Source organism: Paenibacillus sp. BC26, assembly GCF_900116125.1.
In the GTDB taxonomy this organism is placed as follows: Bacteria; Bacillota; Bacilli; order Paenibacillales; family Paenibacillaceae; genus Paenibacillus_Z; species Paenibacillus_Z lignilyticus.
Genome location: NZ_FPAD01000001.1, coordinates 475,296 through 498,721, shown reverse-complemented (window position 1 = coordinate 498,721; position 23,426 = coordinate 475,296). Strand labels below are relative to the sequence as shown.

The following is a 23,426-nucleotide window of genomic DNA, read 5'->3' as shown; positions in this document are numbered from 1 at the left end:
ACTCCCTTGTGATATGGAAAATCGCCCGCCCTCCGAATCAGAGGACGGGCGAGCCCAATTACGCCGACATGCTAGCGCTGCATACGAAGCAGCAAATTATAGATTGCTTGTGCCGCCTCGGCTCGTTTCGTCAACAGCTCCGGCGCGAACTTCCCTGCCCCGACCCCCGACATCAAGCCTTCATGGATCGCGCCTTTCACGGCATCCATCGCCCAAGGCGAGACAGCGCCTTCATCGGTCAAAACAGTATCGCCGCCTGCTGCTGCATCGCCCGATATATATTGGAATGCACGGACAAGCATTATTGCGATTTCTTCTCTGTTAATCGGTGCATCCGGCGCAAAGGTATCGCTCGTTCGGCCATTGATAAGTCCTGCACCGTAGGCGGCTGACACAGCCTCTGCATACCATGCATCGGCCGGTACATCGCTGAACGGCTCCGATTCCGCTGCCGCTTTAAGTCCGAGAGCACGAATGAGCATGCCTGCGAACTCCGCTCTGGTCACCTGCTGATTCGGCGCGAAGCTCGAATCGGTGATCCCCTTCACGATATGCTTCGCCGCCAATTGCCGAATCGCTTCGAATGCCCAGTGGCCGGCTGCCACATCGTTGAATGTCTTCGCATATTCCAGCACTGCGTATGTGCTGAAATGAGGCAGCTCGGCTATGATTCGTTTGCTTTGTTTGTCTACTTGGCCGCTTACATATTCCCACGCTTTCGTAGCTGTGTTGAAAGTATATACACCAAGCAGATTTGCATCCGTGCCTTCACCATAAGGAAGCGCAACTTGAATCGGCGTATCGAATGCCGTGAGTGTATGCGGCTGCCCATCCTTCGTCACAAGCGCAAGCTCGAAGCGAACAAACTGTCCTGCAGCCTTCAGCACGCCGGATTCGTTGTTCCCGCTGTTAAGCAGTGCTTTGCTGTCTTCCTCGGATACCGATTTGATGGTCAGGGAAATATGAGCATCCTTCAGCGAGTCCGCATCCACAAGCGCCGACAGCTGCTTCAGGACATCCGGGCTAATCGTCATCGATACGCCTCCGGCATCCAGCACCAATTCATTGCCATCCAACAGCATTGCAGCGTTCCCCGGAAGCTGTACCTCGCTTTTGCCTGCAGGAAGCTTCACTTCAACGAGACCATTTGCGTCCGGCTTAAAGGAAGCAGCATCCAGCTTCAGCACTTCGTTAGGAACAACTACCGTGAAGCCGGGAGATGTTGGCGGGTTATCGGTTTGTTGCGACAAATCGTAGAGCAAATGTCTGTTGCCTGCGAGTGCAAGCTCCCCGCTCGCCGGTTTCGACATACTGATCAGCTCCGTCTTAGGCGTCACGTTCACTCCGTTCACCTTGATATAGACGGTTTTGTCCTCATTGCTGTAGTTGACGATGCTCAGCAGCTGCTTGCCGCTTAGTTCCGTCGTTCTCCATTCCACTTCATTTACCGGCTGATCTGTAGCTGCATCGTAGACGATGACATCAGCGAGACCCAGCTGATCCTGAAGCCCGAAGAATGTTCCGCGCAGATCCTCCAGCTTCGGATTCGCAGCGATAATCGTCGTGTTGACGCTGTTCAGCACCGCATCGCGGTCATCTGCCGGCAGCGGCTGATTATGCTCATCGCCTTTAATCAGATTTTCCTCAGTACCAATCAAGACTACATGCCCGCCGCCGGCTTCCCAGCTCTTGATGTTGGCCAGCGTTTCCGCGGACAGATTATTGACTTCCGGCAGCACGATGAGCTTGTAGCCGTCCAGTCCGCCCATTGCGCCGGTATTGATTTGATTCTCCGTCACATAGCCGACCTTCTGTCCGTTATAGCTCAGCGCGGAGTATGCTTTGGTCAGATTGCTGTAATACTCGCTGTTATACAGTCTTGGCGTCATGGAATAGAGCACGCCGACCTTCGCTTTCTCGTTCTGGAATGCCGTTACTTCATGGACGAGACGGTTGAGGTCCAGTGACGCATGGCCAACCTCGGCAATCGCATCCGGGCGGTTCAAAATGCTGCCCTGCAGGTAATCCGTCGTATAGCTGCGCTGCCAAACCCAGATCACGGAGGCTCCCGTTCCGTGAAGTCCGCCATCCCAGATCCAATTGGATACCCATTTAGCCAGATCAGCATCGTATTTGGTTTCGCCGTCGCTAATGATATGGTTCTCGGAGTTGAAGGTTGGCTGCTCCTTCATTGACGTAATCATATCGAGCATCCCCGTTGCTTCGGCGAATTTGCTCGGGCCTGAGCCGTATTCCGGTCCGCCGTCTATTCCCGTATAGCCGGAGAACTGCGCCATTTGCTCAAGATCCTTGCCGCCGCGCAGCATGAGATCATTGTTCATGACGCCAAAACCCATCAGCTTCACATGAACAGGCAGGTCCGGCGCGTATTTGTGTACCTCGTCCGCAAGCATTTGGTGGAATGCGGTCAATCGCCCTGTTTTGTACGTTAAGTAATCGAAGTAATAGGCGTTGCCCGTCACGCTGTTCATATTCGGAATTGGCACTTCATCGAAGCTGGCATAGTCCGTTCCATAGCTCGCGTTCAATGCCTCAACCGATGCATAGATCGTAGGCAGATACGTATGCCACTTCACTAAGTTATAAGGACCGTTGTTGGTGATATACTCCGACTCATTCGAGAGATTAATCGCCTGCAGCGCCGGAGAATCTTTGATTTTGCCCATAAGAATGTCGACATGCGCCTTATAGAGCTCTTGAACGCGCGGGTTCTCGATATCGGCTTTCAAGAATCCATAGTTATCAGGAAGTTTCGTATCCGGGTAATCTTGATAGATCCAATCCGGGAAGCCTTGCAGACCAAGCTCCACGTTCACTGCGATGTTATGGTCTGCTGCTCTTTGGAGCGCCGGTACTACCGTATTGTCGAGGTACGTCTCATCGACAATATAATAGTTGTCGCCTTGGACGCCTTCTTCAAGTCCGTTGTTGACCATCAGGTTCGTGTCGGTCCCGTCTTTGACAAGGGTATAGTCGTCGATCCATACCGTGCCCGGCGAGTGAGCGAATATGCCGACTTGAAGCTGGTGTTCATCCGACCCGGTGGTGAAGCTGAACTCGTTGAGTGTCCAGTCTTCTGAATTCGCAATGGATGATGTCGTCCAGCCGTTATGATTTGAGAATATATTGGCACCCGGATTCCCGGCAGTCTTGACCCAAGCAGAGATATGATAGGTCGTATTCGGCTCCAGAATCGGGTTTTGGAAGACTATGCTATCATTAGCTTCTCCAAGCTGCATTTTGATCGACTTACTTCCGCTGTGAGCAGTAGTGTTGTCGGGCTCAAATGTCGTTGGGCTGCCATTTGGCGAATACGTCGACCAGCCAAACAACCCGGGTTTCTTGAAGATTTCGAGCGGGTAAACGTTAAAATCGATCATATTCGTGCCAAGATCCTGAAAGATCGGCACGTCCTCCACCGCTTGCTCGAACATCCCGTATCCGCTGAAGATCAGCGGCTTATTCGCGCCTTGCGTCGTATTGCCGAGAATGGAGTAGCCGTCGATGGACGTACGCCCTGTTTGATAACGGGATACCGGTCCCTTCGGCGTTGCCGTGCCTGCGATATAAGCATCTAAGCTGCTCTCTGCCTGAGCATCCAGCGCATAAAGGGTATCCGCGATATATTCCGCTCTTGCGAGACTATCATTGTCGAGATCTTCCAAGCCGTAAGCAACCGTCTTCTCGATCGTCGCCAGATTTACTCTCTCATAATCGGTTGAGAAGCCCTGCCCTGCTGCCTGCTCCAGTTTCGCTCTCAACCTTGGAATGACGACACTCTCGATATCCCCGAGCATTGCCCTTACTTGCTCTGCCGACTTCAAAGCTTTGACGCTCAGCTTCGGCGTTTGGGTTAGATTATCGTCATGAAGAGCGGCGGCAATATCTATGGAATTCTCGATGGTTACCGTGAAGGTTTTCTTATACAGATGGTGTGCCGGAATGCGAACGGATTGACCGCTTAAATTTGCCGCAGGCAGATCCAGAGTGAGTGTACGCTCCGTATTGCCTGTGTTCATGGCATAAAGCGTGTATTGCGCGGCTTCGCCTGAAATGACCTTCGTATTACCGGAAAGCCAGGACGTCCACGTTTGATTTTGCGGCAGCAGCTCCAGCTTTCCGAACTGCGTGACGTCTTTGCCCGAACCTATTCCTCCCGTCCATTCCAGGTAACCGTCTCGTCCGCCAAGGTCTCTATCATTTACAAGCATCGTGAATGGCACTTGGTTGCCGGCAGTCGGCGGGCTCGAGAGAACAGCTCCCCATGGGATGGCAAACTCATAATAGGTATGATTTTCGTTTCTCTCCGTATCTTCATCTTGCACGCGACCGGCATTCATCTGAATCGAGCTTGCCGGAAGAATGGCCAATCCATCCGAGTATCGCTGAATATCTGTCGTGCCGTCCTTACCCAGCGCTGCGCCGTATTCGACGCGTGAAGCACCTTCGCCAAAGGCGAACTGCACGCCATCGGCATCCCAATTGCTTCCGCCCGGCAGCGGGCTGTGAATATCATCTGTTACATCAACTGCAAGAAAAAAGGTCGTGTCATTGTAAGCATAGTAAGCTTTGGCCGATACATCCTTGCTGCCCGTCCAGTCCTTCACTTTGTTCTGGGCGGCATTACTGGGAAGCACAATGCCCGTATAGCTCTGCCATTTGTTGAAATCGCCGTCAAGCGAAGGCCTTGCCGCATATTGCACCGGAACAAGTTTGCCATCGGAGAGCGCACGCGAAAGCTCATCTCCTGAGAGAGTCGCATCCGCGTCCGGTTTCGGAACCCGGAAGCCCGCACTCACAACAGGCGTACCTTGCGCAGTGCCTGCTGCCGCAACCGGTGTAACCTCGAAGAAAATATAGGTATCGCTATCCGAAGCAACCGGTGTGTATGTTTTCCCCGTTGCTCCCTCGATAACCGCTTTATCCGAACCGTCCGCAGCTGCGCCACGATACCACTTATAGACCGACGCACCTTCTGCATCCAGCTCAGGATCGGTATAGGTGTAAACGCCGGTCAGCACCTGTGCTCCGCCAACGACGCTGAGGCCTGTCGCAACCGGAGCCATATTTTCCGGCGTGCTGACGTTAATCGTATCGATGCGGAATGTGCCTGCCTCATTCTTGTACGTGGCAATCTCCAGCTGCTTGATATCCGTGCTCGGGGCCAAGAACGCAACGTCCGTCCCCTTATCGATACCCGCCCCATCGACGGTTACCGAAAATTCCTGCGTCAGCACATTGACCAGCACATGAATGCTGTACCATTGACCGGCCTCGTATTCCTGCAGATTGTTCCAGCCCGAAGCGGTGCGCACGGCAAGGAATTTACTTCCGTTATTCTCCCAATCATCCGCGAACAACAGCCCTAGCAGCTGTTCGCCCTTACTATCTTTCAAAACCAGAAAATCAGACGGCTTGCCCGTTTGCTCCGCCATCACGTTCATATCAATGGAGATGAGACCTTTAAGCGGTGTTTCGAATGTATACGAAGCCGTCTGATCCTCTTCGCCGCTGCCTTCTTGCGTGAGCGTTAAGCTTTTGCCGGAATCGGTTTCTTTGACACCAATCGTACTGCCTAAATCAACACCGGACAGAGACCAGCCTGAGGGCGCGCTATCAACGGCCGTGCTTTCAAAATTCTCTGCATACAGCACCTTATCCGCTGCATAAGCAACGGGCGCCAGCACAGAAGGGAGCATCGCGAAAAGCATGGCCGACAGCGTCATCAACGTGAAGCTCTTTCTTAGCTTGCCAAATCGAATGTTCACCAGCGTAATACCTCTCCTCATAAATGGATTTGCTTTTATTGTAGAGTGGCTGTCCAATATTCCTCTATATGTTAAACCGACCTTATTTATGGAAAAGCCGACTTCACGGGGCGAATCGCCCTATTCATCCATCGTGACCTGCTTCATATTGTCTTCGTTGATGTCGATCTGAGCCGATTGCAGCCATTTGGCCATCCACTCGTCATAGCGCTGCTCCATCAAGCTGTTCATGACCTGCCCTTTCACCTCGTTAAGCGGCGCATAACCGAGCGACTTCATTTCCGTACATGCGTAGATCCCCACCGACGGCTCATCCTCAATAATGCCAGTCACCTCTCCACTGCCAAGCTGATTGATGGATTCGAACAAATTGGGATGGAGGATACTGTCGGTTCGCGGTGTTCGATAGTCGTACACGGTCTCCGAAACGACAAGGATATCATCCTTCGCTGCCGCAAGCTCGTTGTAGATGGTATCGAAATCGGTGCCGGAGTGGAGCCTCTTCTGAATCGCCTCAAGCTTCGCAAGTGCAGCTTCGCCGTTCTTCTTCCGTTCTTCCTGATTGGCAAAATGAGCTTCGATCGCTCTAACCGTCCTCGAATCATGCAGCGAGAACAGCGCTTTGTTCTGCTCGTAATAGACTTCCGCATCCTGATCCGTAAGCTTAAACGCCGCCGCCAGCTTCTCTTTCAAATCTCTTCTCAGCACCTGCGACCGTTCATCGATATAACGCTGCTCGTCATACGTAATAGGCCCGTAAATAACCTCGTTCCTCTTCACCTTCTCTTGACGCTCCGCATTCGTTTCGTCCAATTCCCGCAGCAATCCGCGATAGCTGATAACTTTCAGGATCCCGTATTGCACGGCTGCCAGCTCCTGCGCCTTGCGCTTGATGCTGCCCTCCAACGCTTGTTGCTTCAGCTTCTCAATCGGCACTTCCCCGCCATAATTTGTCGTCCAGAAGTTCTCATTGTCCTCGGCACCATACTTATCCAGAAAATAGTTATGAACCACGCTGCGCCCGGCTTCGAGGTCATGCTTCAACTCGCCGTATGCGATCGGTTCGCCATTGACCGTTGCAATCGGATCATAGAGACGAAGTCCGCCGTTGGCCGGAGAGACTCTCCAGATTACGATCGCTGCCATAATCACTACCGCGACGGAAACCGCAGCCATCAGGATAGGCATTCTTCTGAAGCTGCTTTGAGTTCGAGCCGGCATCGATTTCCTTACAGGTGCAGGGGTAGGAGTAGGTATTGGCTTGCGCATGGGCTTTGACATGATTGGCCTCCGTTCACATCAGGTTAAAGCGTAAAGAATAAGAGGCCGTTGGCGGCAGCCTCTTATTCCTCCGTGCCAATACTAAGGCTGAACGATCGTGTACGGACCCGTCAGCGACCACGTCGTACTGCCGCTCTCAAAGCCGGCATTGCCTACTTTGTTCGTTCCGCCCGATATACCGAGAAACGCATCGTCGATATACGTCGTGCCGGCAACCGTGCCGAGATCAATAAACTGCACGATCAAGGAAGTGTTGGCTCCCGTATTGAACGAAGGCGTGCTGATTTCCGTCCACGTTCCGCTGGAGACGTATTCGGAGGATTCGGCTAGCACGGTCCACGAGCTGTTGTAGACGACGATTTTGCCATGCTGGCCTGCTCCTTTTACCCATGCCTTAAATACATAGGAGCTGCTCGTTGCTACACCGGAAACCGTCTGATATGCACCTGTCCCTGCTTGCGTGCCTGTATTCAGCTGCTTCATCGCCCAAGTTCCCGCATGTGTATTGGCAGGACTGGAGGTCGTGCCTTGTACGATGGTGTACGGACTTGCCATCGTCCACGTCGTATTGCCGCTTTCAAAGCCGGGATTCACCAGCTTGTTAGTACCGCCCGAAATACCGAGGAACGTATCGTCGATATAGGTTGATCCCGAAGCGGAGCCCAGATCAATGAACTGTACGATCAGAGAGGTGTTCGTGCCCGTGTTGAACGACGGCGTGCTGATTTCCGTCCATGTTCCGTTCGATACATATTCCGTTGACTCTGCGACAACGGTCCAAGAGCTGTTATAAACCACCAGCTTGCCGTGCTGCCCCGCACCTTTTACCCACGCTTTCGCTACGTATGTGCTGCTTGTTGCCACACCGGTAACGGTTTGGTAAGCACCGGTTCCCGATTGCGTACCCGTATTCTGCTGCTTCAGTGCCCAGGTTCCGCTGTGCGTGTCTCCGCCTGTAGGCGGCTGCGTTGTCGTCGGTGCTTCATAAGCTCCGATATCCGGTGCCCCGTTGTAGAGCGAATTGCCCCAATAATCCTTGCCGCCATTGTTCGAGATGACGGTACCGGCATTGATGAGCGGCGAAGCGGCTTGCAGCTTGAAGCCATCCACCGATGTAATGGTTGTACCTGCGCTGCTCGGATTCACGAAGAGCGGATCGCCCGTGACGGAATTGGTTCCTTTGTTGAGCGCGTTCTGCGTACCGCCGTAGCTGTTATTGCTGAATGTGAGTCCGGTCGTTTGGTAGTTGGTGTAGCTAGTATTCGTGGCATTGGTGTAGAAGACGTTATTCTTGAAAGAACCGCTCGTCAGCTTCGATTTGCTAAAGCCTGCGCCGTTGGTCTGGTAGAAGATGTTGTTGTAGTAATCGGAGTTGGCATTGAAGAAACCTTGATCAGCGTAAGCTTGGTTGCCGCCGTCGTTGTAGCTGATGTTGTAGCAAAGTGTTTGTCCTGAGGAGCCGCCGAGCACGAAGCCGCCTTCATTATCCCGGCTGTAATTGTATTGATAGACGCCGCCTACCGTTTGATTATCGAAATCCCACGGCTGGCCGTCCCATGTGATGCGATTCGTGTTCGCTGCGTAGTTGTACTGGACAACCTGGTCGATGTCCACAATCCCCCAGATCGCGCAAACGGCCAAACCATGATACCCGAGTACGCCCGTGCCCCTCGTTGCAGCGCCGCTGTTGTTCCCAATGTTCGTCACCGAGTTGTATTCAATCAATGGCGAAGTCGCATTCCAATATTCGATACCATCGGTACCGATATTATTGACGCTGTTATTGCGGATAACAAGATTACTGCCGACTTGCGTGGTCAGAATCCCGTTGACGGTGCTGTCGTGGATGTAGTTGTTCTCGATTGTCACATTGTTCGAGGGCGTGCCGGTCTGATAGATTGCGCCTACCATATATTGATTGTTCGCGGCCGCATCCAGTGAGGTTCCTCTTGGCGATCCGACATTCTGATGATTGCTAAAGCCTTCGATGTAGTAGATTTCGTTGTTCTTGATGTTGATGTTGCTGGAGGAGCCCGTCAGCTTAATGCCGTCCCGATTGCCTTCAACGCCATCAAAAATCGTCGATCCATCATAGTTCGTAATCGCAAGGCCATCGATTGTGACGTAGTTGGAGCCGTTGATGAGCAGTGTGGCATCAATTCCGCCGCCGTTAAGAAGCGGCTTGCTGCCTGTGCCGTAAGCACCGAACTTAATCGGATTGCCGCTTGCTCCGGAGTTGTGCGCGATTAGCTGGCCCGACCAGGTATCACCTGATTTGAACAGGATTTGATCGCCTGCTCCGAAGTTGGTGCCGTTAACTTTAGCCAGCGTTTTCCATGGTGTTGTGCTGCTTGTGCCGTTGTTGGAGTCGCTGCCTGACGAGCTGACGTAGTACGTTGTGTTGGCAGCGCTTACAATCGTGGCGGCGCCAAACATGCCAAAGGTGAGTGAGGAGAATAGGGTGAGAGAAGCGACAGTAGAGATGAACTTCTTGCTTCTGCTGATCGGCGGGGTAGTCAATTTGGACATTGTTACCTTCCTCTCGAGTGGTAGTCGACTTGGAACACGAATCGTGCGGCCGCCTCACCCCTTTCGCTTTAGAGCTATGTTGTTTTTCCCTTTCGTCTGTATTCTAGGCTTTTGCAGAAACGTGGACAATATAAAAAAACGACCGTTTTTTCGATTTTGCTATAGAAATCTTGATTGTTTCGTCAGTGCAGCTGACCCTCAGACGCAACGATATCGCGATCATGCTGAACACTGGCAATTACGGCGATTTCGATCGCTTCTACCATGGTTTCCAGGCTCATGCTCGGCAGCTGTGGTTTCTGCGCGGTTTGGATGGGTAGGTATGGAATATGAATGAAGCCGCCTCTTATCCCCGGAAATTCCGTCGCAATCATATGCTGAAGCCCATAGAAGAGATGATTGCATACGAATGTTCCCGCGGTATGGGATACGGAAGCCGGAATGCCTGCTTTGCGCAGTTGCGCGGTAATGGTCTTAATCGGCAGAGAGGACCAATACGCTGCCGGACCCTGTTCGAAGATCGGCTCATCCATTGGCTGATTTCCCTCATTATCCGGGATACGGGCATCGTTCAAGTTAATTGCCACTCGCTCTAAGGCGATGTCGCTGCGGCCGCCGGCTTGCCCGACACAGATGACCACTTCCGGCTGCACCTCTAGGATCGCCTGCCTTAGCACTTCTATGGATGTTGTGAACACCGTCGGAATCTGTCTGGCCTCCACTTGGAGTTCTGAAAAAGCCTTTCGTCGGTGAACGTCGCTGACCACCTCCCAAGCGGGATTGATCGTTTCTCCGCCAAACGGGTCAAAGCCGGTTAACAGTATTTTGTTCATGTCGTTTCGCTCCTCCCACGGGATGCTGAATAGCCGTTAATCCTTCAGTCTCAAGCCGCAGCTTGGACATTCCGGCTCATGCTGGATGATCTTCTCGCCGCAAGCGGGGCATTCCTCGTAAAGGTCTTGCGGTGCGCCCGGCTGAGTCGATAGAAGCTGCTCGGCAACAGCGCGTTTGTTAGTTTTTCCTTCTCTCTTCGTATCATATAAGTAGTCTCGAATATCCTGAATGTTCTTCGCCATGTTCGACGAATCCAGTGCGGACTGAATGACCGCGTGTAGGATGAAAAATAAAAAGGCTATCATAATGATCCATAATATAATCGCTCCAACCATTGTAATTCTCCTTTTCGCTTCTCATCGCATTAATAGTAGTTCCCTTCCCTTTCTTCTCTATCGCCAGCACGATTACCTCCCTGGCTTTTCCAATTGAGTCTTTCGTCCTTTAACCGGATTCCAGGCACGATAAATGCGCCATAGACTAGTCCAATTCCTATCAAAACTCATAGAATAATAGTGTGGATTGGAGGTGATTACATGCCCATTCAATTTCTGGATTCTCGTATTTCCGTTCACAGTAACGATTTTGGCGGATCAGAGCCATTAGACAATTTGCCTATTTTGATCGGAGACATCGGCCTGCAAGTTTTGGGCGCAATACCCTTAAACACGTCCAACGTCCGCGTCGCATTGACAGGGACGGCAGTCATCGATTTCGCACCGGCAGTAGAACCTGAAGAGGGAATTCTAGATCCAACTGTCGTGACTCTTACCATAGAACGCGGCGGCGATGGCACTGCCGGAACAGGTGTCATGATCCTCAATCAGCAGTTTAATATTTATCGTTGGAGTACCTTGTTCCCGATCAGCGTATCTGCTGGCGACTTCCCCCCGGCTGCCGACGTTTTAGGCCAACAAATTCGTTACACGCTGTTTATTGCGACGGACGGTTATTTCTCTCTCGTTCTCGCCGGCCCTGCCGTATTCAACGGCATCGCTTCGGCTGGATCGACTTAGAGCTCTTCAAATGAAGAAAAGGCCAATGATCGGAAGCGATGCTTCGCGTTCATTGGCCCTTTTTTCAGTTTATTGTTATTGCATATTAATCCAAACGCTTTTGACTTCGGTGTAGTTGCGAAGCGCGTAGTCGCCCATTTCGCGCCCGATGCCAGACTGCTTATAGCCGCCGAAGGGAGAAGCGGCGTCAAACATATTGTAGCAATTCACCCACACCGTGCCTGCACGAAGCCGGTTGGCTACATAGTGCGCGTTTTTAAGGTTCTCCGTCCACAGGCCAGCGGCAAGTCCGTATTCGCTGTTATTGGCGCGATCGATCACATCATCGATGGATTCAAACGGAATCGCACACACGACCGGACCAAAGATCTCTTCGCGGGCAATGGTCATCGATTCGTCAACGTCGGCAAAGATCGTCGGTTTGACGTAATAGCCGGCATCAAATCGGTCCTCCCCACCGCAAACAAGTTCCGCGCCTTCAACACGTCCTTGACGAATATAGCCGAGCACTTTTTGCTGCTGCTCCAGCGACACAAGCGGACCCATTTCCGTGTCAGAATGAATACCGGGTCCCTGTTTAATTTTGGCTGCATAGGACGCCATGTCCGCAACCACGTTGTCATACGCTTTTTTCTGAACGTACACGCGGCTTCCGGCGCAGCACACCTGTCCTTGGTTAAACATCACGCCAGCGAGCGCACCGGGGATCGCGCGGGAGAGATCCGCATCCGGCAATATAATGTTCGGTGATTTGCCCCCAAGCTCAAGGGTTACACGTTTAACGTGGTCCGCCGCTTGACGCGCGATGAGTTTGCCGACTTCCGTCGATCCGGTAAAGGCAATTTTATTCACATCGGGGTGATTGACAAGCGCCTGGCCTGCCGTTTCACCAAAGCCCGGGACAATGTTAACGACACCATCCGGAAAGCCGGCTTCTTGAATGAGCCTTGCCAAATAAAGCGCGGACAGCGGTGTTTGTTCTGCGGGCTTTAACACGACGGTACAGCCTGTGGCAAGGGCGGGACCCAGTTTCCATGCCGCCATTAATAACGGGAAGTTCCACGGAATGATTTGTCCGACAACGCCGACAGGCTCGTGCCTGGTGTAGTTGAAATACTCACCGGCAACGGGAATAGTTTGTCCGGTAATTTTGGTTGCCCATCCGCCGTAGTAGCGGAAATGATCTATTGCAAGCGGAAGATCGGCTGCTCGCGTTTCGCGGATCGGTTTACCGTTATCGAGCGACTCGAGCTGCGCAATCTCTTCGCGGTTTGCTTCAATTAAATCGGCGAGTTTAAATAAGAGACGACCGCGCTCAGAGGCGCTCATTGTACGCCAAGGACCACTTTCAAAGGCGTTTCTTGCTGCGGCAACGGCGCGGTTAATATCCTCTTCTTTGCCTTCGTGCACCTGCGCAAGCGGCTTTCCGGTTGCCGGATTATAGCTTACGAACGTTTTGCCTTCAGCTGAAGGTATAAATTGACCATTGATAAACAGCTGCTGCGGCTTCTTGAGTTGATTTTCAATCGATTGGTTTACTTTAACTTCCTGTGCCATTCGTTGACATCCCTCCATTATGATTGTTTTATTTTCGCTACAATTCCTAATATATGGGGGAATGTCCAATTTAATAACTGCGCATATATTGCGGCCTGCGAACCAGGAAAGCACAGCAACCGTCGCCTACTTATTAGAAAAAGCTAAAGGAATCCAAACTCGCTTACGATTTCGCAGGCGACTCGCTGCGAATGACTCGGAACCCTTGATCGGGGCCGAAGCCGTTCGCCTCGAACTTGCCGCGAAAAGATACCGCATTGTTGCTGACGTCGCCGATCCAGCCTCCGCCCTTTACTACCCGATAAGAGCCGCTTTCAACATTCGAGTCCGCGTACCACTCCCAGCACCATTCCCTTACATTCCCTGACATATCGTACAGTTCCAGCTCATTGGGCTGCTTGGTGCCGATCGTCTTCGTTTGATTATGATTGTTTTCTATGGCTGGCCAGTTCCAGTCCCCGGATAGAATTTTATCTCCGGCATTCATCCAATTCCAGGCTACTTCATTTGCTTGGTTGCTTCCGCTGTAGGCGTAGCTCTTGCTCAACTGGCCTCCTCCCGCGGCATATTCCCATTCCGCTTCTGTCGGCAACCGGTACCCGTTGGCACCTTCATTGATTGTTACAGTCCATTTGACAACATCGTGTTCATTCGAATTATGCGGGTCTTTATTGCTCTTATCTATCGTGTAATACTCTTGTAAGCCCTCTTGGAAACTCCTTTTATTACAATACGCGACAGCGTCATACCAGCTGACCGTTTCGACAGGCAGCTCGTTGCTTTTGAATTGCGAAGGATTGCCTCCCATAATTTCGATCCATTCTCGCTGCGTGACCTCATATTTGCTCATATAAAAACTTGGAATAGTCATTCCTTTGTTGTAGAAGCTGGATGTTGAGTTTATAAACGCTCCGCCTTTGACTAGCACAAAGCGATCAGGCTTTTCTTGCATATCCGCCTTTTCTTGCGTACAAGCGCTGACGACAACCATGATTGCCATGTGCAGGATCACTACTGGCTTTCTCATTGATAGTTCCCCTTTAGGTTTGAAATAGATAAGGCCGCCGGTTACGAGACCGGGGGCCTTAAACAATATCAATGATTCATTCGGATACGGTTAAGCGACTGTTACCACACCGTTACGTTAGAGCTTCCACTGCTTTGATAGCCCTCTGTCGCCAACACCTGGTACGACCAGCTGCTGCCCAGATTCATGCCTTTACTCTTCCATGCGTTAACGTGATTGCCAAACGTGATCGAGACGTTGCTGCCGGTCGCTCTCTTCGACTGCCTTACGCTCCAGTACTGAGTGAACGTTGCAGTGCCGTCGATGGAAGGCGCGTTGACCCGCTGCGTCGTGTAGATGTCGTACGTTCCGCCATCGCTAGTGACGGTGCCTTTGAACGTTCCGGTAGGTCTATATGTGCCCCACGAATCGACGACGTAGTATTCGATGAGCGAGTTCCTCGTCCATCCGTAAAGCGTCAAATACGCATTGCCCGATGGCGAGAATACGCCGGCATTGTAGCTGATCGTCCGCGTCGGCGAACCGGTATTCCAGCCTTTTCCGACAACGAAGTTGCCGGTATTTGACCAGTTGACGCTGTAATTGCCGCCGGATCCGTTCGTGGCATTAACCGTCCCGCCGCCGTCAGTCCAGTTCTGCCAATAGTCCGTCGCCGCCGCATTCGAGGTTGCCGCAAACATGCCGAAGCCCATGGAAGCCGCTAGTACTGCCGTAAACAATTTCTTTTTGGATTTAAACATCATATACCTCCTGAAATTAGTAAATTTGTAACTACTTGTTCAAGCGTTACGGATTCATTCCTTTCTGCAAAAGCTTCAGATCCCACCTCCTTCTTGCTAAATTATAGAATGTAAGCGTATTCACAAACAACTTGGGAAACTATAGATAAACCCCTGTATTTTTAACTTATTTTTACATGCTAGCGAGGCTTCACCAGGCTAAAGTCGACAAAAAAAACCAGCTACTCGCTCCATAGATACGGAACGTAAGTGCCAGTGCCCCCGATATCGATACGTGTATAATGTTCGTTCCCATGCTGGACGATAGGACACGGCGTAATAAGTTCACGACATAGAACCTAAACAGAAACCCGCCAAGCCGAAGGCCTAGCGGGTTTCAACTCCAGCAACTCTCTTACTTCGCAGCAAGGAATGCGTTCAATTGCTTTTGCTTCTCTTTGAGCACTTTATCGAGCCCGTTCGCTTTCTCTTTCTTCTGGAACTCGGCCGCTTTCGAAGGATCGATCGCGCCTGTTTCCAGACCGGCGATGTATTTGCTGCGTACGGTAACGAGGGCCGCTACTTGCGATTTCACCGGCTGCGCATTAAAGGTGAATCCTAGCGCCGGCGACAGTTTCGCGCCTTTGTTGAACGTTTTGAACTGTGCCCATTTGTCCGGAGCTTCCGTATTCCAAACATAGTTCAAGAATTGGTTACCGAACATCCAAGTCGCACCCGGATTGTAGTTCGCCGCATTCGGACCTGGCTTAATGATTTCGCTCGATACTTTCTCGTAATGCTCGCCTTGAATACCGAAGTTGAGCAGGTTATTCAAGTATTTGTCGGAGTGAAGCAGGTTGATGAACATCATCGCACGTGCCGGATTCTTGGAAGTCGTGGAAATCCCCAGCATGGAGCCCGCGGTTTCGCCCGTCGATACGGTGCGCTCCGTCATGTTGATCTGCTGCAGTTTACCTGCCAGATTCGCTGCAATCGCCATCTCGGCATCTTTGCCCGGCTTCAAGGAAGCAACGATCATGAACACATTGCCCTTCTTCAACGCATCCTGTCCGGACAATTGCGTTGTTGCCGCATCTTTGTTGATGTAGCCTTTCTTGTAGAAGCTGCGGGTCAAGCTCAACTGATCCATATACTTCTTATCGTCGAAGCGCGTAATCACCTTCGTGCTTGTGCCGTCTTTGCGAATCAGACCTTCAATTGTCGTATCGCCGAGGTAATCCTGCTGAATGAAATAGTGCGAGTTGAAGGTTTCGCCGTCACGCAGGAACAGCGGCGTCATGCTTGGCTTTTTCGCTTTCACTTTCGCCAAGATCGGAGCAAGGTCATTTACCGTTTTCACTGCATTCAGCTGAGCGGTCAAGCCGAGCTGACTCGCAATATCTTTACGGTAGATAACGCCGCCTTGCGCAGCCAGCTCTTTGTTAGTCGGCACGCCATAGTTATGACCGTTCACTTTGGCTCCTGCCAGGAATGCCGGATCGAGCGACTTCGTGATGTCTTTTCCGTATTTGCTAAGCAAATTGCCGGCCGGACCTTTCGCATCGTCGAGCGCAAGGAACACTTTCTTCGCCACGTCGTTCGCATGGCCGTTCCATTGTGCCGTGAAGATGACGTCCATCGGCTCGCGGCTTGCTTTCAGCAGATTCATCTTGCTGTCCCATTGGCCCCAGTCGATCGGAATGAGATCAATCGTCGCATTGATTTTGTCTGTCAGATACCTGCTCATTTTCGCTTCGATCTGGGCCTCATCTTTGGCAGGGGAACCCGGATAATACAAGGTAAGCTTGTAAGGTGCCAGCGTGCTGCTACCAGCGGCGCTGGCAACCGGTACCACGGATAAAACAAGGCTTCCGCCCAAAATCAGAGAGATGCTTTTTCCCAGCTTGCTTTTTTCTTTGAACATGCGGTAGTGCCTCCCTTTATAAGATGATGTGCGCTGTATACTCAACCGGTTGAACCGGAACGAGCCAAATTAATAGAACCGCCTGCTCCCATTTCCCTATCCCTTAATCGCACCAACGGTCAATCCCTTGATGAAGTAACGCTGGAAGAACGGGTAAGCAAACACGATCGGACCGATACCGACAACCGCCATCGCCATCGTCACCGTTTCTGTGGGCAATTGGTAATCCGGATTCTGAGCCAAAATCGCCGAGTACGCCGACGAGTTGGCACTTAAGAAGGTGATATCAAGCAGCGCCTGATACATACGGAACTGAATCGTGTACAACGTGTCATGATTGATGAACAATAAGCTTAGGAACCAATCATTCCAATAGCTCAGCGTACAGAACAAGCCAACCGTCGCCAATACGGGCAAGGAAAGCGGGAGTACGATTTGAGCGAAAATCCGCCATTCGCCTGAACCGTCAATCTTCGCTGATTCGAGCAGGGCAGGCGGAACTGAGTTCGTAAAGAAGGTGCGCAGCACGAGTACGAAGAACGGCTGAACGAACATCGGAATCATGAGCGCCCAGATGTTATCCCGCATGTGAAGCCCTTGAGCGTACAGTAAATAGAAAGGTACCAATCCGCTATTGAAGAGCAGCGTGAAGAACATGATGAAGGAAAATATTTTTCTATGCTTGAAGTCCGGTCTGGAAATCGGATACGCGAACAGCGACATCATCGTGAGCGCAATTAAAGTGCCGACCACCGTAACGAACAACGAAGTGCCATACGATCTTACGATGCTCTGCCAATCGCTCAGCAGAAAATCATAGGCGGATGCACTGAACTTCTCCGGCCAGAACTTATAGCCGTTAACGAGAACCAGATTCTCGTCGGAGAAGGAAACGGCAATGACGAGCAGCAGCGGCAGAACGCATAACAGCGTGTAAATCCAGAAGAATCCGTTGATAAAGAAATTCGAAAGGTTCGATATTTCATGAAGTCCCTTTTTCCGTTTGGTCACCATCGTCATCGCCATGCGTATGAATCCTCCTTAGAACAAGGCATCGTCTCTGCTGATCCGACGAATGACCAGATTTGATAGCAGCACCAGTACGAATCCGACCACTGCTTGGTACAAGCCCGCCGCAGAGGACATCCCGATATCCCCGCTTACGATAAAGCCTTGATACACGTAAGTATCAATGACGAGCGTCGTGTCGTAGAGAATGCCTGAATTCCGAGTCACTTGGAAGAACAACCCGAAATCCGAGTAGAAAATACGACCGATCTGGAGAAAGGTGAGGATGATAATGACCGGCCGGATCAGCGGCAGCGTAATACTGAAAATTTGGCGCCATTTGGAAGCTCCGTCGATCGTCGCCGCTTCATAATACTCGTTGTCGATCCCGATAATGGCCGCGAGGAAGATGACCGCATAATAGCCGATCCCTTTCCAAGTATTAATGATGGGCAGAATGAACGGCCACCACTTGGACTCCGTATACCAATCGATTGGCTCGATCCCAAGCGCAGGAAGCACGATTTTGTTAAAGATACCGATATCCGGATTCAAGAAAGCGTATACAAGATAGGAAATAACAACCATCGACAGAAAGTAAGGCAGGAACATCGCCGTTTGGTGGAGCTTCGCCAACCGTCGGTTTCGCATGGCGTTGAAGAGAAGCGCGAGCGTTACGCCGATTACCAGGTTCAAGACGATAAAGACCGCGTTATAGGCTAGGGTGTTTCGGGTGATGGTCCAAGCATCGGTCGTACTAAACAGATAATTGAAGTTTTCCCACCCTACCCACTTGCTCTCCAGAAAACTTCGAATGAAGCTCGTCGACGTATACTCGATTTGTTTAAAAGCGATTAAAGAGCCGATCATCGGAAGGTAATTGTTCATCAACAACACGAGCAGCGCGGGAGCCATCATAATATAGAAAGCTCCGAATCTTTTCCAGTAGCCGATATTTTGCTTGGTTCGTGTTTTAGGCGCCTTCGCCTTCGCTACGACTTCCGCGGCTTCCGTTGAAGGAGTCATCCCCATAACCATCCTTTCGTTCTCTTGTACATTCATTGTAAGGGCTGGGAACCGACTCCATCTATCTACTGTGATGACGCACATAGCACTCTAGTGACATTTGGGGGAATAGAATGCGAGGTGGGGAACTAGCGGAGGTTCTGATGCTTCTTGCGATAATCTTGAGGGGATAATCCGGTCATCTTCTTGAACAGCTTGGCAAAATAAGAAAAGTGAACATAGCCGACTTCCTCTGCGATGTTGCTGACTTTATCATTCGTCTCCACCAGGAAATGCTTCGCTCGTTCGATGCGCAGCTCCGTCATATAGTCCGACAGGGAGACCCCCGTTTCCTTGCGGAATAAGCGTGACAAATAAGCCGGATTGCGATAGACATGCGCAGCGATGTCGTCACGCGTCAGTTCGGTATGAACATGCTCCTGAATGAATCCCTTCACCTTCGCAATGACGGCTGATGCATCGCGAGGACGCTCTGCCAGCGCTTGTCCCATCTTGGTTACCATTCTCCCGGAACATATCATCAGCTGCTGCGAATTCCGCGCGGCTTGAATGTCCTTCAATTCATGAACCGTATACACATCGTAGATCGAGAACCCTTTGAGATAAGCTGAGCGATACAGCATATTCAGGAACCCATAGTGAAACAGCTCCAGCGCTTCACGGCTTGCTTGCTCAACCTGCCAGCGCTTTAACGTCTCTTCCAATTGGATGACGAGCTGTTCATGTCCGCCATTATCGAGGAGTGCCCCCCAGTCGGTGAAAGAAGGAATGGGAATCCCCGTATCCGTACCGACAGCTTCATTTCCCGCTTGTGTTGTCGCATCCTGCACGGATTGCGGCGCGGATACATTGGCTCGTTCCAAGTGCTGCAATCGTTCAAGCGCGCCTGCCAGTCCGCCGATAGCTGCCGCCTCTCCCACATAACAGGAAACTCTGCAGTGAAAATAGTTCTGGCATGCCCGCACGTACTCGGCGCATCGCTGAAGCAACAGATCGCGATCGGCGATTTCGCTGTCGTCCAAATAAAGAAGGGTTATATTGAGTTCATTTCGATCCTGCAGCACCGTGCCCGGCCAGTTCCCTAAGATGATCTCCGCGGCAGATTTGCGCAGCGCATACTCCATGATGCTCTCATCCCGCGCATCCAGCTCAATATCCCATTGCTCGATGCTGAGCAGGACCGGCAGAACTTTGCTGCTTGCAGTCAGCGGGATTTGATAGGATTCCAACTGCCGATGGAGCCGTTCCGGGGACAGCCTCACTCGGCCTGCCAGCAGCTCTTGCCAGAAACGCTCCACCAATATCGGAAGCTGGCTCGTCCACTGTCTGCGGTTCGCATCCACCAATTGTTCGATTTGCTGTCTCTCTCTTCGCATCCCGATCTCGGTGATTGCCCGTTTCACAATCGCCTTCAGATCATCGTGATCGACCGGCTTTAATATGTAGTCAAAGCAGCCGTTATGCATAGCCTCCTGCGCATAATCGAATCTGGCATGTCCCGTGAGGAATATCGTCAGCGTCTGCGGCTTGTTGTCCCGAATCCAGCGCAGAAGCTCAAGTCCGTTCATGCCGGGCATTTCGATATCCGAGATGACCAAGTCCACAGGCTGCTCCTGCAGCACCCGAATGGATTGAGTCACATCCTCTGCTTCCCATATGGACTGGATCGGTAAGTCACTCCAGTCGATCCCTTGTGCGATTCCTTTCAGCGCATAGATTTCATCATCCACAACAAGCATGCTGACCATTATTTTCGCCCTCCTTCATATGTCTGACCGTTAATCATGGCCTTCGAACGTATTAGGCCTCTCTATGGGGAGACGCATTTGCACGATAGCCCCTCCGGGCTTCCCGTTCATGAACGTAATGCCGCCTTCATGGCCGTATAACATTCGGAAGCGGCGCAGAATGTTCCAGATTCCCAAGTGATGCTCGCCGGAACCTTCAAGCTCAACGCCGGTTTGCAGCCCCTCGAGAACGGCTTCCGGAAACCCCGGACCATTGTCAATGATGGTTAGTTTAATGAACCTGCTAGCGTCCTCTTCATCCTGCTCCGAGTAAATGCCGATGCGGAAAGGCATGCCGTCTTGAACCTTCTTATTAAACCCGTGAATGACCGAGTTCTCGACAAAAGGCTGCAGCAATAAAGGGGCAATCGGCACCGTTGCATGCTCCGGAATCATTTGGATTTCGTACTCCAGCTTCGCCACATAGCGGATTTTCTGGATCTCCAGATAATGCTCGATATGCCGAATCTCATCTTCAAGCGAAACTACGGCGCGATGGCCGAGCATGACGAAACGGAAGTAGTCCGCTAGGTGCAAGCTCATTTTCTGAACCAGCTTGTAATCCTTCAAGGCGGCCAAATTATAAATAATGTTCAAGCTGTTCATGTAGAAATGAGGATTAATCTGGATCTGCAGATGCTTGTACTCCGCCTTCTGAACACGGATCTGCTCCTCGTAGACGTCAATCTTAAGCTTCTCGATTTGCTCGGCCATCTGGTTGAATGTCCCTGACATAAAGGCGAATTCACTGTTATCGGTGTTAACCGGCATCCTGACGTTGAACTGGCCTTGGCCCAGCTTCCGCATCCCCCGTACCAGTGCAACTAGCGGCTTAAACATGACGCGCTGGAGGAATAGCAAATAGAAGGATAAGACGATGGCCACGGTTAGCGGAATCCAGATATAGAGCATTTTTTGGAAATAGGGGAGATTTTTCAAAATATACGTTTCCGGAATTACGATCATATAGTGGATATCCGATATGGCCGAAGGCTGCGTGATGACGAGAAAATGATTCTGATTCCAAGTCGTTCTGTTTTGCTTGGTCATCTCCACAATATCCATCTGCACGATGGATTCCTTTACTACAGGCAACGGGGAGTTCGTTAAAGGGTTGCCCGCAGGATCGACGACGAACGCAGCGCCATCGGGTCCAACGTCAAATTTGCTTAAGACCTCGTTTAATCGATCGACCTGCACGAGTGCGCCAATGTAAACGCCTGAGCCCAGATCGACGGTTTTGATGAGATAATTGGTGTCGTTCGGAATGGAGAAACGCTCCCAGCGCTGCGTTTCTTCCGGTAAATCCTTGGAGGCTAGTTTCGTGGTATAGTCCTGTAGGGCGGACTGCACTTCCGCGAAATGGAAGCTGTATTGCGTAGCGAAGAACATATCGTCGTCCTTGCGGGAATAAACGAAGAACGTGTCCACTTTATTGTAGTAGCCGGTATCGAGCAGGAACCGTCTCGTCAGCTCCATCTTCACCATCGTATAGTCCGAGTCTTCTTCGGCCAGAGACAGCTCCTGCAGCGATTGAATGTTGGGGTCGCCCTGCATGCGATACAAATAACGCATCGTTTCCTGCAGGATCGCGTCGTTATTTTGCACCTGCTGCTCCATTAAATTGTTGTAGTGCAGCGAGATTTGATCACGCACGACTTTAGTCGCATAGATATTATTGTAGACAAGGAAGAGCACCATCGGCGCGGTCATGAGGAGAAAGCCGAATACGATCTTGAAACGAACGGATTGCCAAAATGGCATAGGATTCCACCCTCGCTTGATAGCATTCAATCCACTATCAGCATACCTTACACGAATGAAAGCGGCAACAAAATATCCCGATTTTCGCGGTGTACTCCCATTCTATATACCCAGTGTTAGGATAGTCCGTTTCTAGGTCTCGTTTCCTGCACCGCCGCGTTCCTCTATGAATCGAATAAGCAGCTCTCGATCTTCTTCAAAACATAACGCCAGCTCCCTGATCTCATCCGCCGACTTCCAAGCGATATCATAGATCAGTCCGTCGGGATCTTGGATACAACGATCGCCTCCAACAATGTCGCCTCGGAAGTAGGCGATTCTATCATGTTTCAATAGGAGTTGATCCCCCAATCGAATGCGATAGCCCGTTTCCTCGAACACCTCGCGGATGCAGCAGTCCTCATAGGATTCGTTCGTTTCCCGTCCTCCTGACGGCACGGACCATCTTTTCTCCTCATGCGGTTTCCCTTGCAGCACCATGAGAAGCTCGCCGGATGCATTGAAACAGATCGCGGCTGACCCGCTCCAGCTCAAGCGAAACCACAGCGATTCGATCTGCGCCGCATGATGGCGGTTATGCCAAACAAACCGCTGCAGCGCTGTATCCAGCGTGATGCTCCCAAGCGCCAGCGTTCGTAGCTTTCTGCTGAATTGCTCTGGTTTCAACCCTTGAAGCAACGTCACAAAACGCCGATGCAGCAGCTCCAATAAATCAAGCGCATCCTCGATCGGCGCCTCTCTATAATCATGCAGCTCCGCCCATAAATCCTCCCGATACGTCGCGCCGAGCGGCTCTTCCTCCGTTAATGCGCGCTTGAACCTCAAATACGCATTCATATCATTGTCGGCCAGATGATGCACGATTTGCCTTGCGGACCAGCCGCCTTCGCGGTATGGAGTGTCCAGTAGTTCCGAGCCGAGGCTTCGAACCAGCTTCCTCAATGCCTTGGTAATATTGGGAATCTCCTTGATGAGGGCTGCTCGTTCTTCATGTGTAGTAATCGGCGCCGCTTGAAACGGTCCGATTGGGAAGCGAATGTCGTCCATGGGTTTGGTTACCGCCTTTCCTGAGGATTACGATTCTATCACCGTCACAATCATCTCAACTATATTCGAGCAATTATAATCGAGCAACGATAAAATGAATCCTTTTCACGCTCCTGCA

15 protein-coding genes are annotated in these 23,426 nt (G+C 51.3%); 1 reads left to right on the top strand and 14 read right to left on the bottom strand.

The features are described 5' to 3' along the window. Nucleotides 1-71 precede the first annotated feature (71 nt). The 5 genes from BM412_RS02125 to BM412_RS02105 all read right to left on the bottom strand — a co-directional run bounded on the left by BM412_RS02125 (nucleotide 72) and on the right by BM412_RS02105 (nucleotide 10,738). Entirely contained in the window at nucleotides 72-5,789 is a 5,718-nt protein-coding gene (locus tag BM412_RS02125; protein ID WP_177245615.1) for an S-layer homology domain-containing protein, read from the bottom strand. A 120-nt stretch (nucleotides 5,790-5,909) separates the two neighbouring features. Further along, on the bottom strand, nucleotides 5,910-7,070 hold the full coding sequence (locus tag BM412_RS02120; RefSeq protein ID WP_091213262.1) for a peptidyl-prolyl cis-trans isomerase: 1,161 nt from the start codon (nucleotides 7,068-7,070) through the stop codon (nucleotides 5,910-5,912). Between the two features lie 81 nt (nucleotides 7,071-7,151). Next, entirely contained in the window at nucleotides 7,152-9,599 is a 2,448-nt protein-coding gene (locus BM412_RS02115) for a right-handed parallel beta-helix repeat-containing protein (RefSeq protein ID WP_091213260.1), read from the bottom strand. Between the two features lie 182 nt (nucleotides 9,600-9,781). Then, complete coding sequence (gene pcp, locus BM412_RS02110; RefSeq protein WP_091213257.1) at nucleotides 9,782-10,432, bottom strand: pyroglutamyl-peptidase I; 651 nt, start codon at nucleotides 10,430-10,432, stop codon at nucleotides 9,782-9,784. Between the two features lie 36 nt (nucleotides 10,433-10,468). Next, entirely contained in the window at nucleotides 10,469-10,738 is a 270-nt protein-coding gene (locus BM412_RS02105; protein ID WP_177245614.1) for a zinc ribbon domain-containing protein, read from the bottom strand. A 231-nt stretch (nucleotides 10,739-10,969) separates the two neighbouring features. On the opposite strand from BM412_RS02105, the gene BM412_RS02100 reads away from it, so the two are divergent. Next, complete coding sequence (locus BM412_RS02100) at nucleotides 10,970-11,449, top strand: hypothetical protein (RefSeq protein ID WP_091213252.1); 480 nt, start codon at nucleotides 10,970-10,972, stop codon at nucleotides 11,447-11,449. Nucleotides 11,450-11,524: 75 nt separating this feature from the next. Here the strand turns inward: BM412_RS02100 and BM412_RS02095 are convergent, their stop codons facing one another. The 9 genes from BM412_RS02095 to BM412_RS32825 form a co-directional block, all read right to left on the bottom strand. Continuing rightward, a complete protein-coding gene (locus BM412_RS02095; protein ID WP_091213249.1) occupies nucleotides 11,525-13,006 on the bottom strand; it encodes an aldehyde dehydrogenase family protein in 1,482 nt (493 codons plus the stop codon). Nucleotides 13,007-13,169: 163 nt separating this feature from the next. Beyond that, nucleotides 13,170-14,033, bottom strand: a complete 864-nt coding sequence (locus BM412_RS02090; RefSeq protein ID WP_091213247.1) for a formylglycine-generating enzyme family protein — start codon at nucleotides 14,031-14,033, stop codon at nucleotides 13,170-13,172. A gap of 101 nt (nucleotides 14,034-14,134) precedes the next feature. Beyond that, complete coding sequence (locus BM412_RS02085) at nucleotides 14,135-14,773, bottom strand: glycoside hydrolase family 11 protein (RefSeq protein WP_091213245.1); 639 nt, start codon at nucleotides 14,771-14,773, stop codon at nucleotides 14,135-14,137. A 394-nt stretch (nucleotides 14,774-15,167) separates the two neighbouring features. Beyond that, nucleotides 15,168-16,676, bottom strand: a complete 1,509-nt coding sequence (locus BM412_RS02080) for an ABC transporter substrate-binding protein (RefSeq protein ID WP_091213242.1) — start codon at nucleotides 16,674-16,676, stop codon at nucleotides 15,168-15,170. Between the two features lie 96 nt (nucleotides 16,677-16,772). Continuing rightward, on the bottom strand, nucleotides 16,773-17,702 hold the full coding sequence (locus BM412_RS02075) for a carbohydrate ABC transporter permease (RefSeq protein WP_256256084.1): 930 nt from the start codon (nucleotides 17,700-17,702) through the stop codon (nucleotides 16,773-16,775). A 15-nt stretch (nucleotides 17,703-17,717) separates the two neighbouring features. Then, nucleotides 17,718-18,710 (bottom strand): ABC transporter permease, encoded by a 993-nt coding sequence (locus tag BM412_RS02070; protein ID WP_256256083.1) that lies wholly within the window; start codon nucleotides 18,708-18,710, stop codon nucleotides 17,718-17,720. 128 nt (nucleotides 18,711-18,838) lie between these two features. Further along, nucleotides 18,839-20,458: a response regulator gene (locus BM412_RS02065; RefSeq protein ID WP_091213240.1), complete on the bottom strand. Its 1,620-nt coding sequence runs from the start codon at nucleotides 20,456-20,458 to the stop codon at nucleotides 18,839-18,841. Between the two features lie 30 nt (nucleotides 20,459-20,488). Beyond that, a complete protein-coding gene (locus BM412_RS02060) occupies nucleotides 20,489-22,261 on the bottom strand; it encodes a cache domain-containing sensor histidine kinase (RefSeq protein WP_091213237.1) in 1,773 nt (590 codons plus the stop codon). A gap of 132 nt (nucleotides 22,262-22,393) precedes the next feature. Beyond that, nucleotides 22,394-23,308 (bottom strand): YfiT family bacillithiol transferase, encoded by a 915-nt coding sequence (locus BM412_RS32825; protein ID WP_091213234.1) that lies wholly within the window; start codon nucleotides 23,306-23,308, stop codon nucleotides 22,394-22,396. Between the last annotated feature and the right edge of the window lie 118 nt (nucleotides 23,309-23,426).

What these genes read in the sequence shown, in the direction of transcription:
- BM412_RS02120 (WP_091213262.1), bottom strand. Translation starts at nt 7,070, where the DNA reads ATGTCAAAGCCCATGCGCAAGCCAATACCTACTCCTACCCCTGCACCT.
- BM412_RS02115 (WP_091213260.1), bottom strand. Translation starts at nt 9,599, where the DNA reads ATGTCCAAATTGACTACCCCGCCGATCAGCAGAAGCAAGAAGTTCATC.
- pcp (WP_091213257.1), bottom strand. Translation starts at nt 10,432, where the DNA reads ATGAACAAAATACTGTTAACCGGCTTTGACCCGTTTGGCGGAGAAACG.
- BM412_RS02105 (WP_177245614.1), bottom strand. Translation starts at nt 10,738, where the DNA reads ATGATAGCCTTTTTATTTTTCATCCTACACGCGGTCATTCAGTCCGCA.
- BM412_RS02100 (WP_091213252.1), top strand. Translation starts at nt 10,970, where the DNA reads ATGCCCATTCAATTTCTGGATTCTCGTATTTCCGTTCACAGTAACGAT.
- BM412_RS02095 (WP_091213249.1), bottom strand. Translation starts at nt 13,006, where the DNA reads ATGGCACAGGAAGTTAAAGTAAACCAATCGATTGAAAATCAACTCAAG.
- BM412_RS02090 (WP_091213247.1), bottom strand. Translation starts at nt 14,033, where the DNA reads ATGAGAAAGCCAGTAGTGATCCTGCACATGGCAATCATGGTTGTCGTC.
- BM412_RS02085 (WP_091213245.1), bottom strand. Translation starts at nt 14,773, where the DNA reads ATGTTTAAATCCAAAAAGAAATTGTTTACGGCAGTACTAGCGGCTTCC.
- BM412_RS02080 (WP_091213242.1), bottom strand. Translation starts at nt 16,676, where the DNA reads ATGTTCAAAGAAAAAAGCAAGCTGGGAAAAAGCATCTCTCTGATTTTG.
- BM412_RS02075 (WP_256256084.1), bottom strand. Translation starts at nt 17,702, where the DNA reads ATGGCGATGACGATGGTGACCAAACGGAAAAAGGGACTTCATGAAATA.
- BM412_RS02070 (WP_256256083.1), bottom strand. Translation starts at nt 18,710, where the DNA reads ATGACTCCTTCAACGGAAGCCGCGGAAGTCGTAGCGAAGGCGAAGGCG.
- BM412_RS02065 (WP_091213240.1), bottom strand. Translation starts at nt 20,458, where the DNA reads ATGGTCAGCATGCTTGTTGTGGATGATGAAATCTATGCGCTGAAAGGA.
- BM412_RS02060 (WP_091213237.1), bottom strand. Translation starts at nt 22,261, where the DNA reads ATGCCATTTTGGCAATCCGTTCGTTTCAAGATCGTATTCGGCTTTCTC.
- BM412_RS32825 (WP_091213234.1), bottom strand. Translation starts at nt 23,308, where the DNA reads ATGGACGACATTCGCTTCCCAATCGGACCGTTTCAAGCGGCGCCGATT.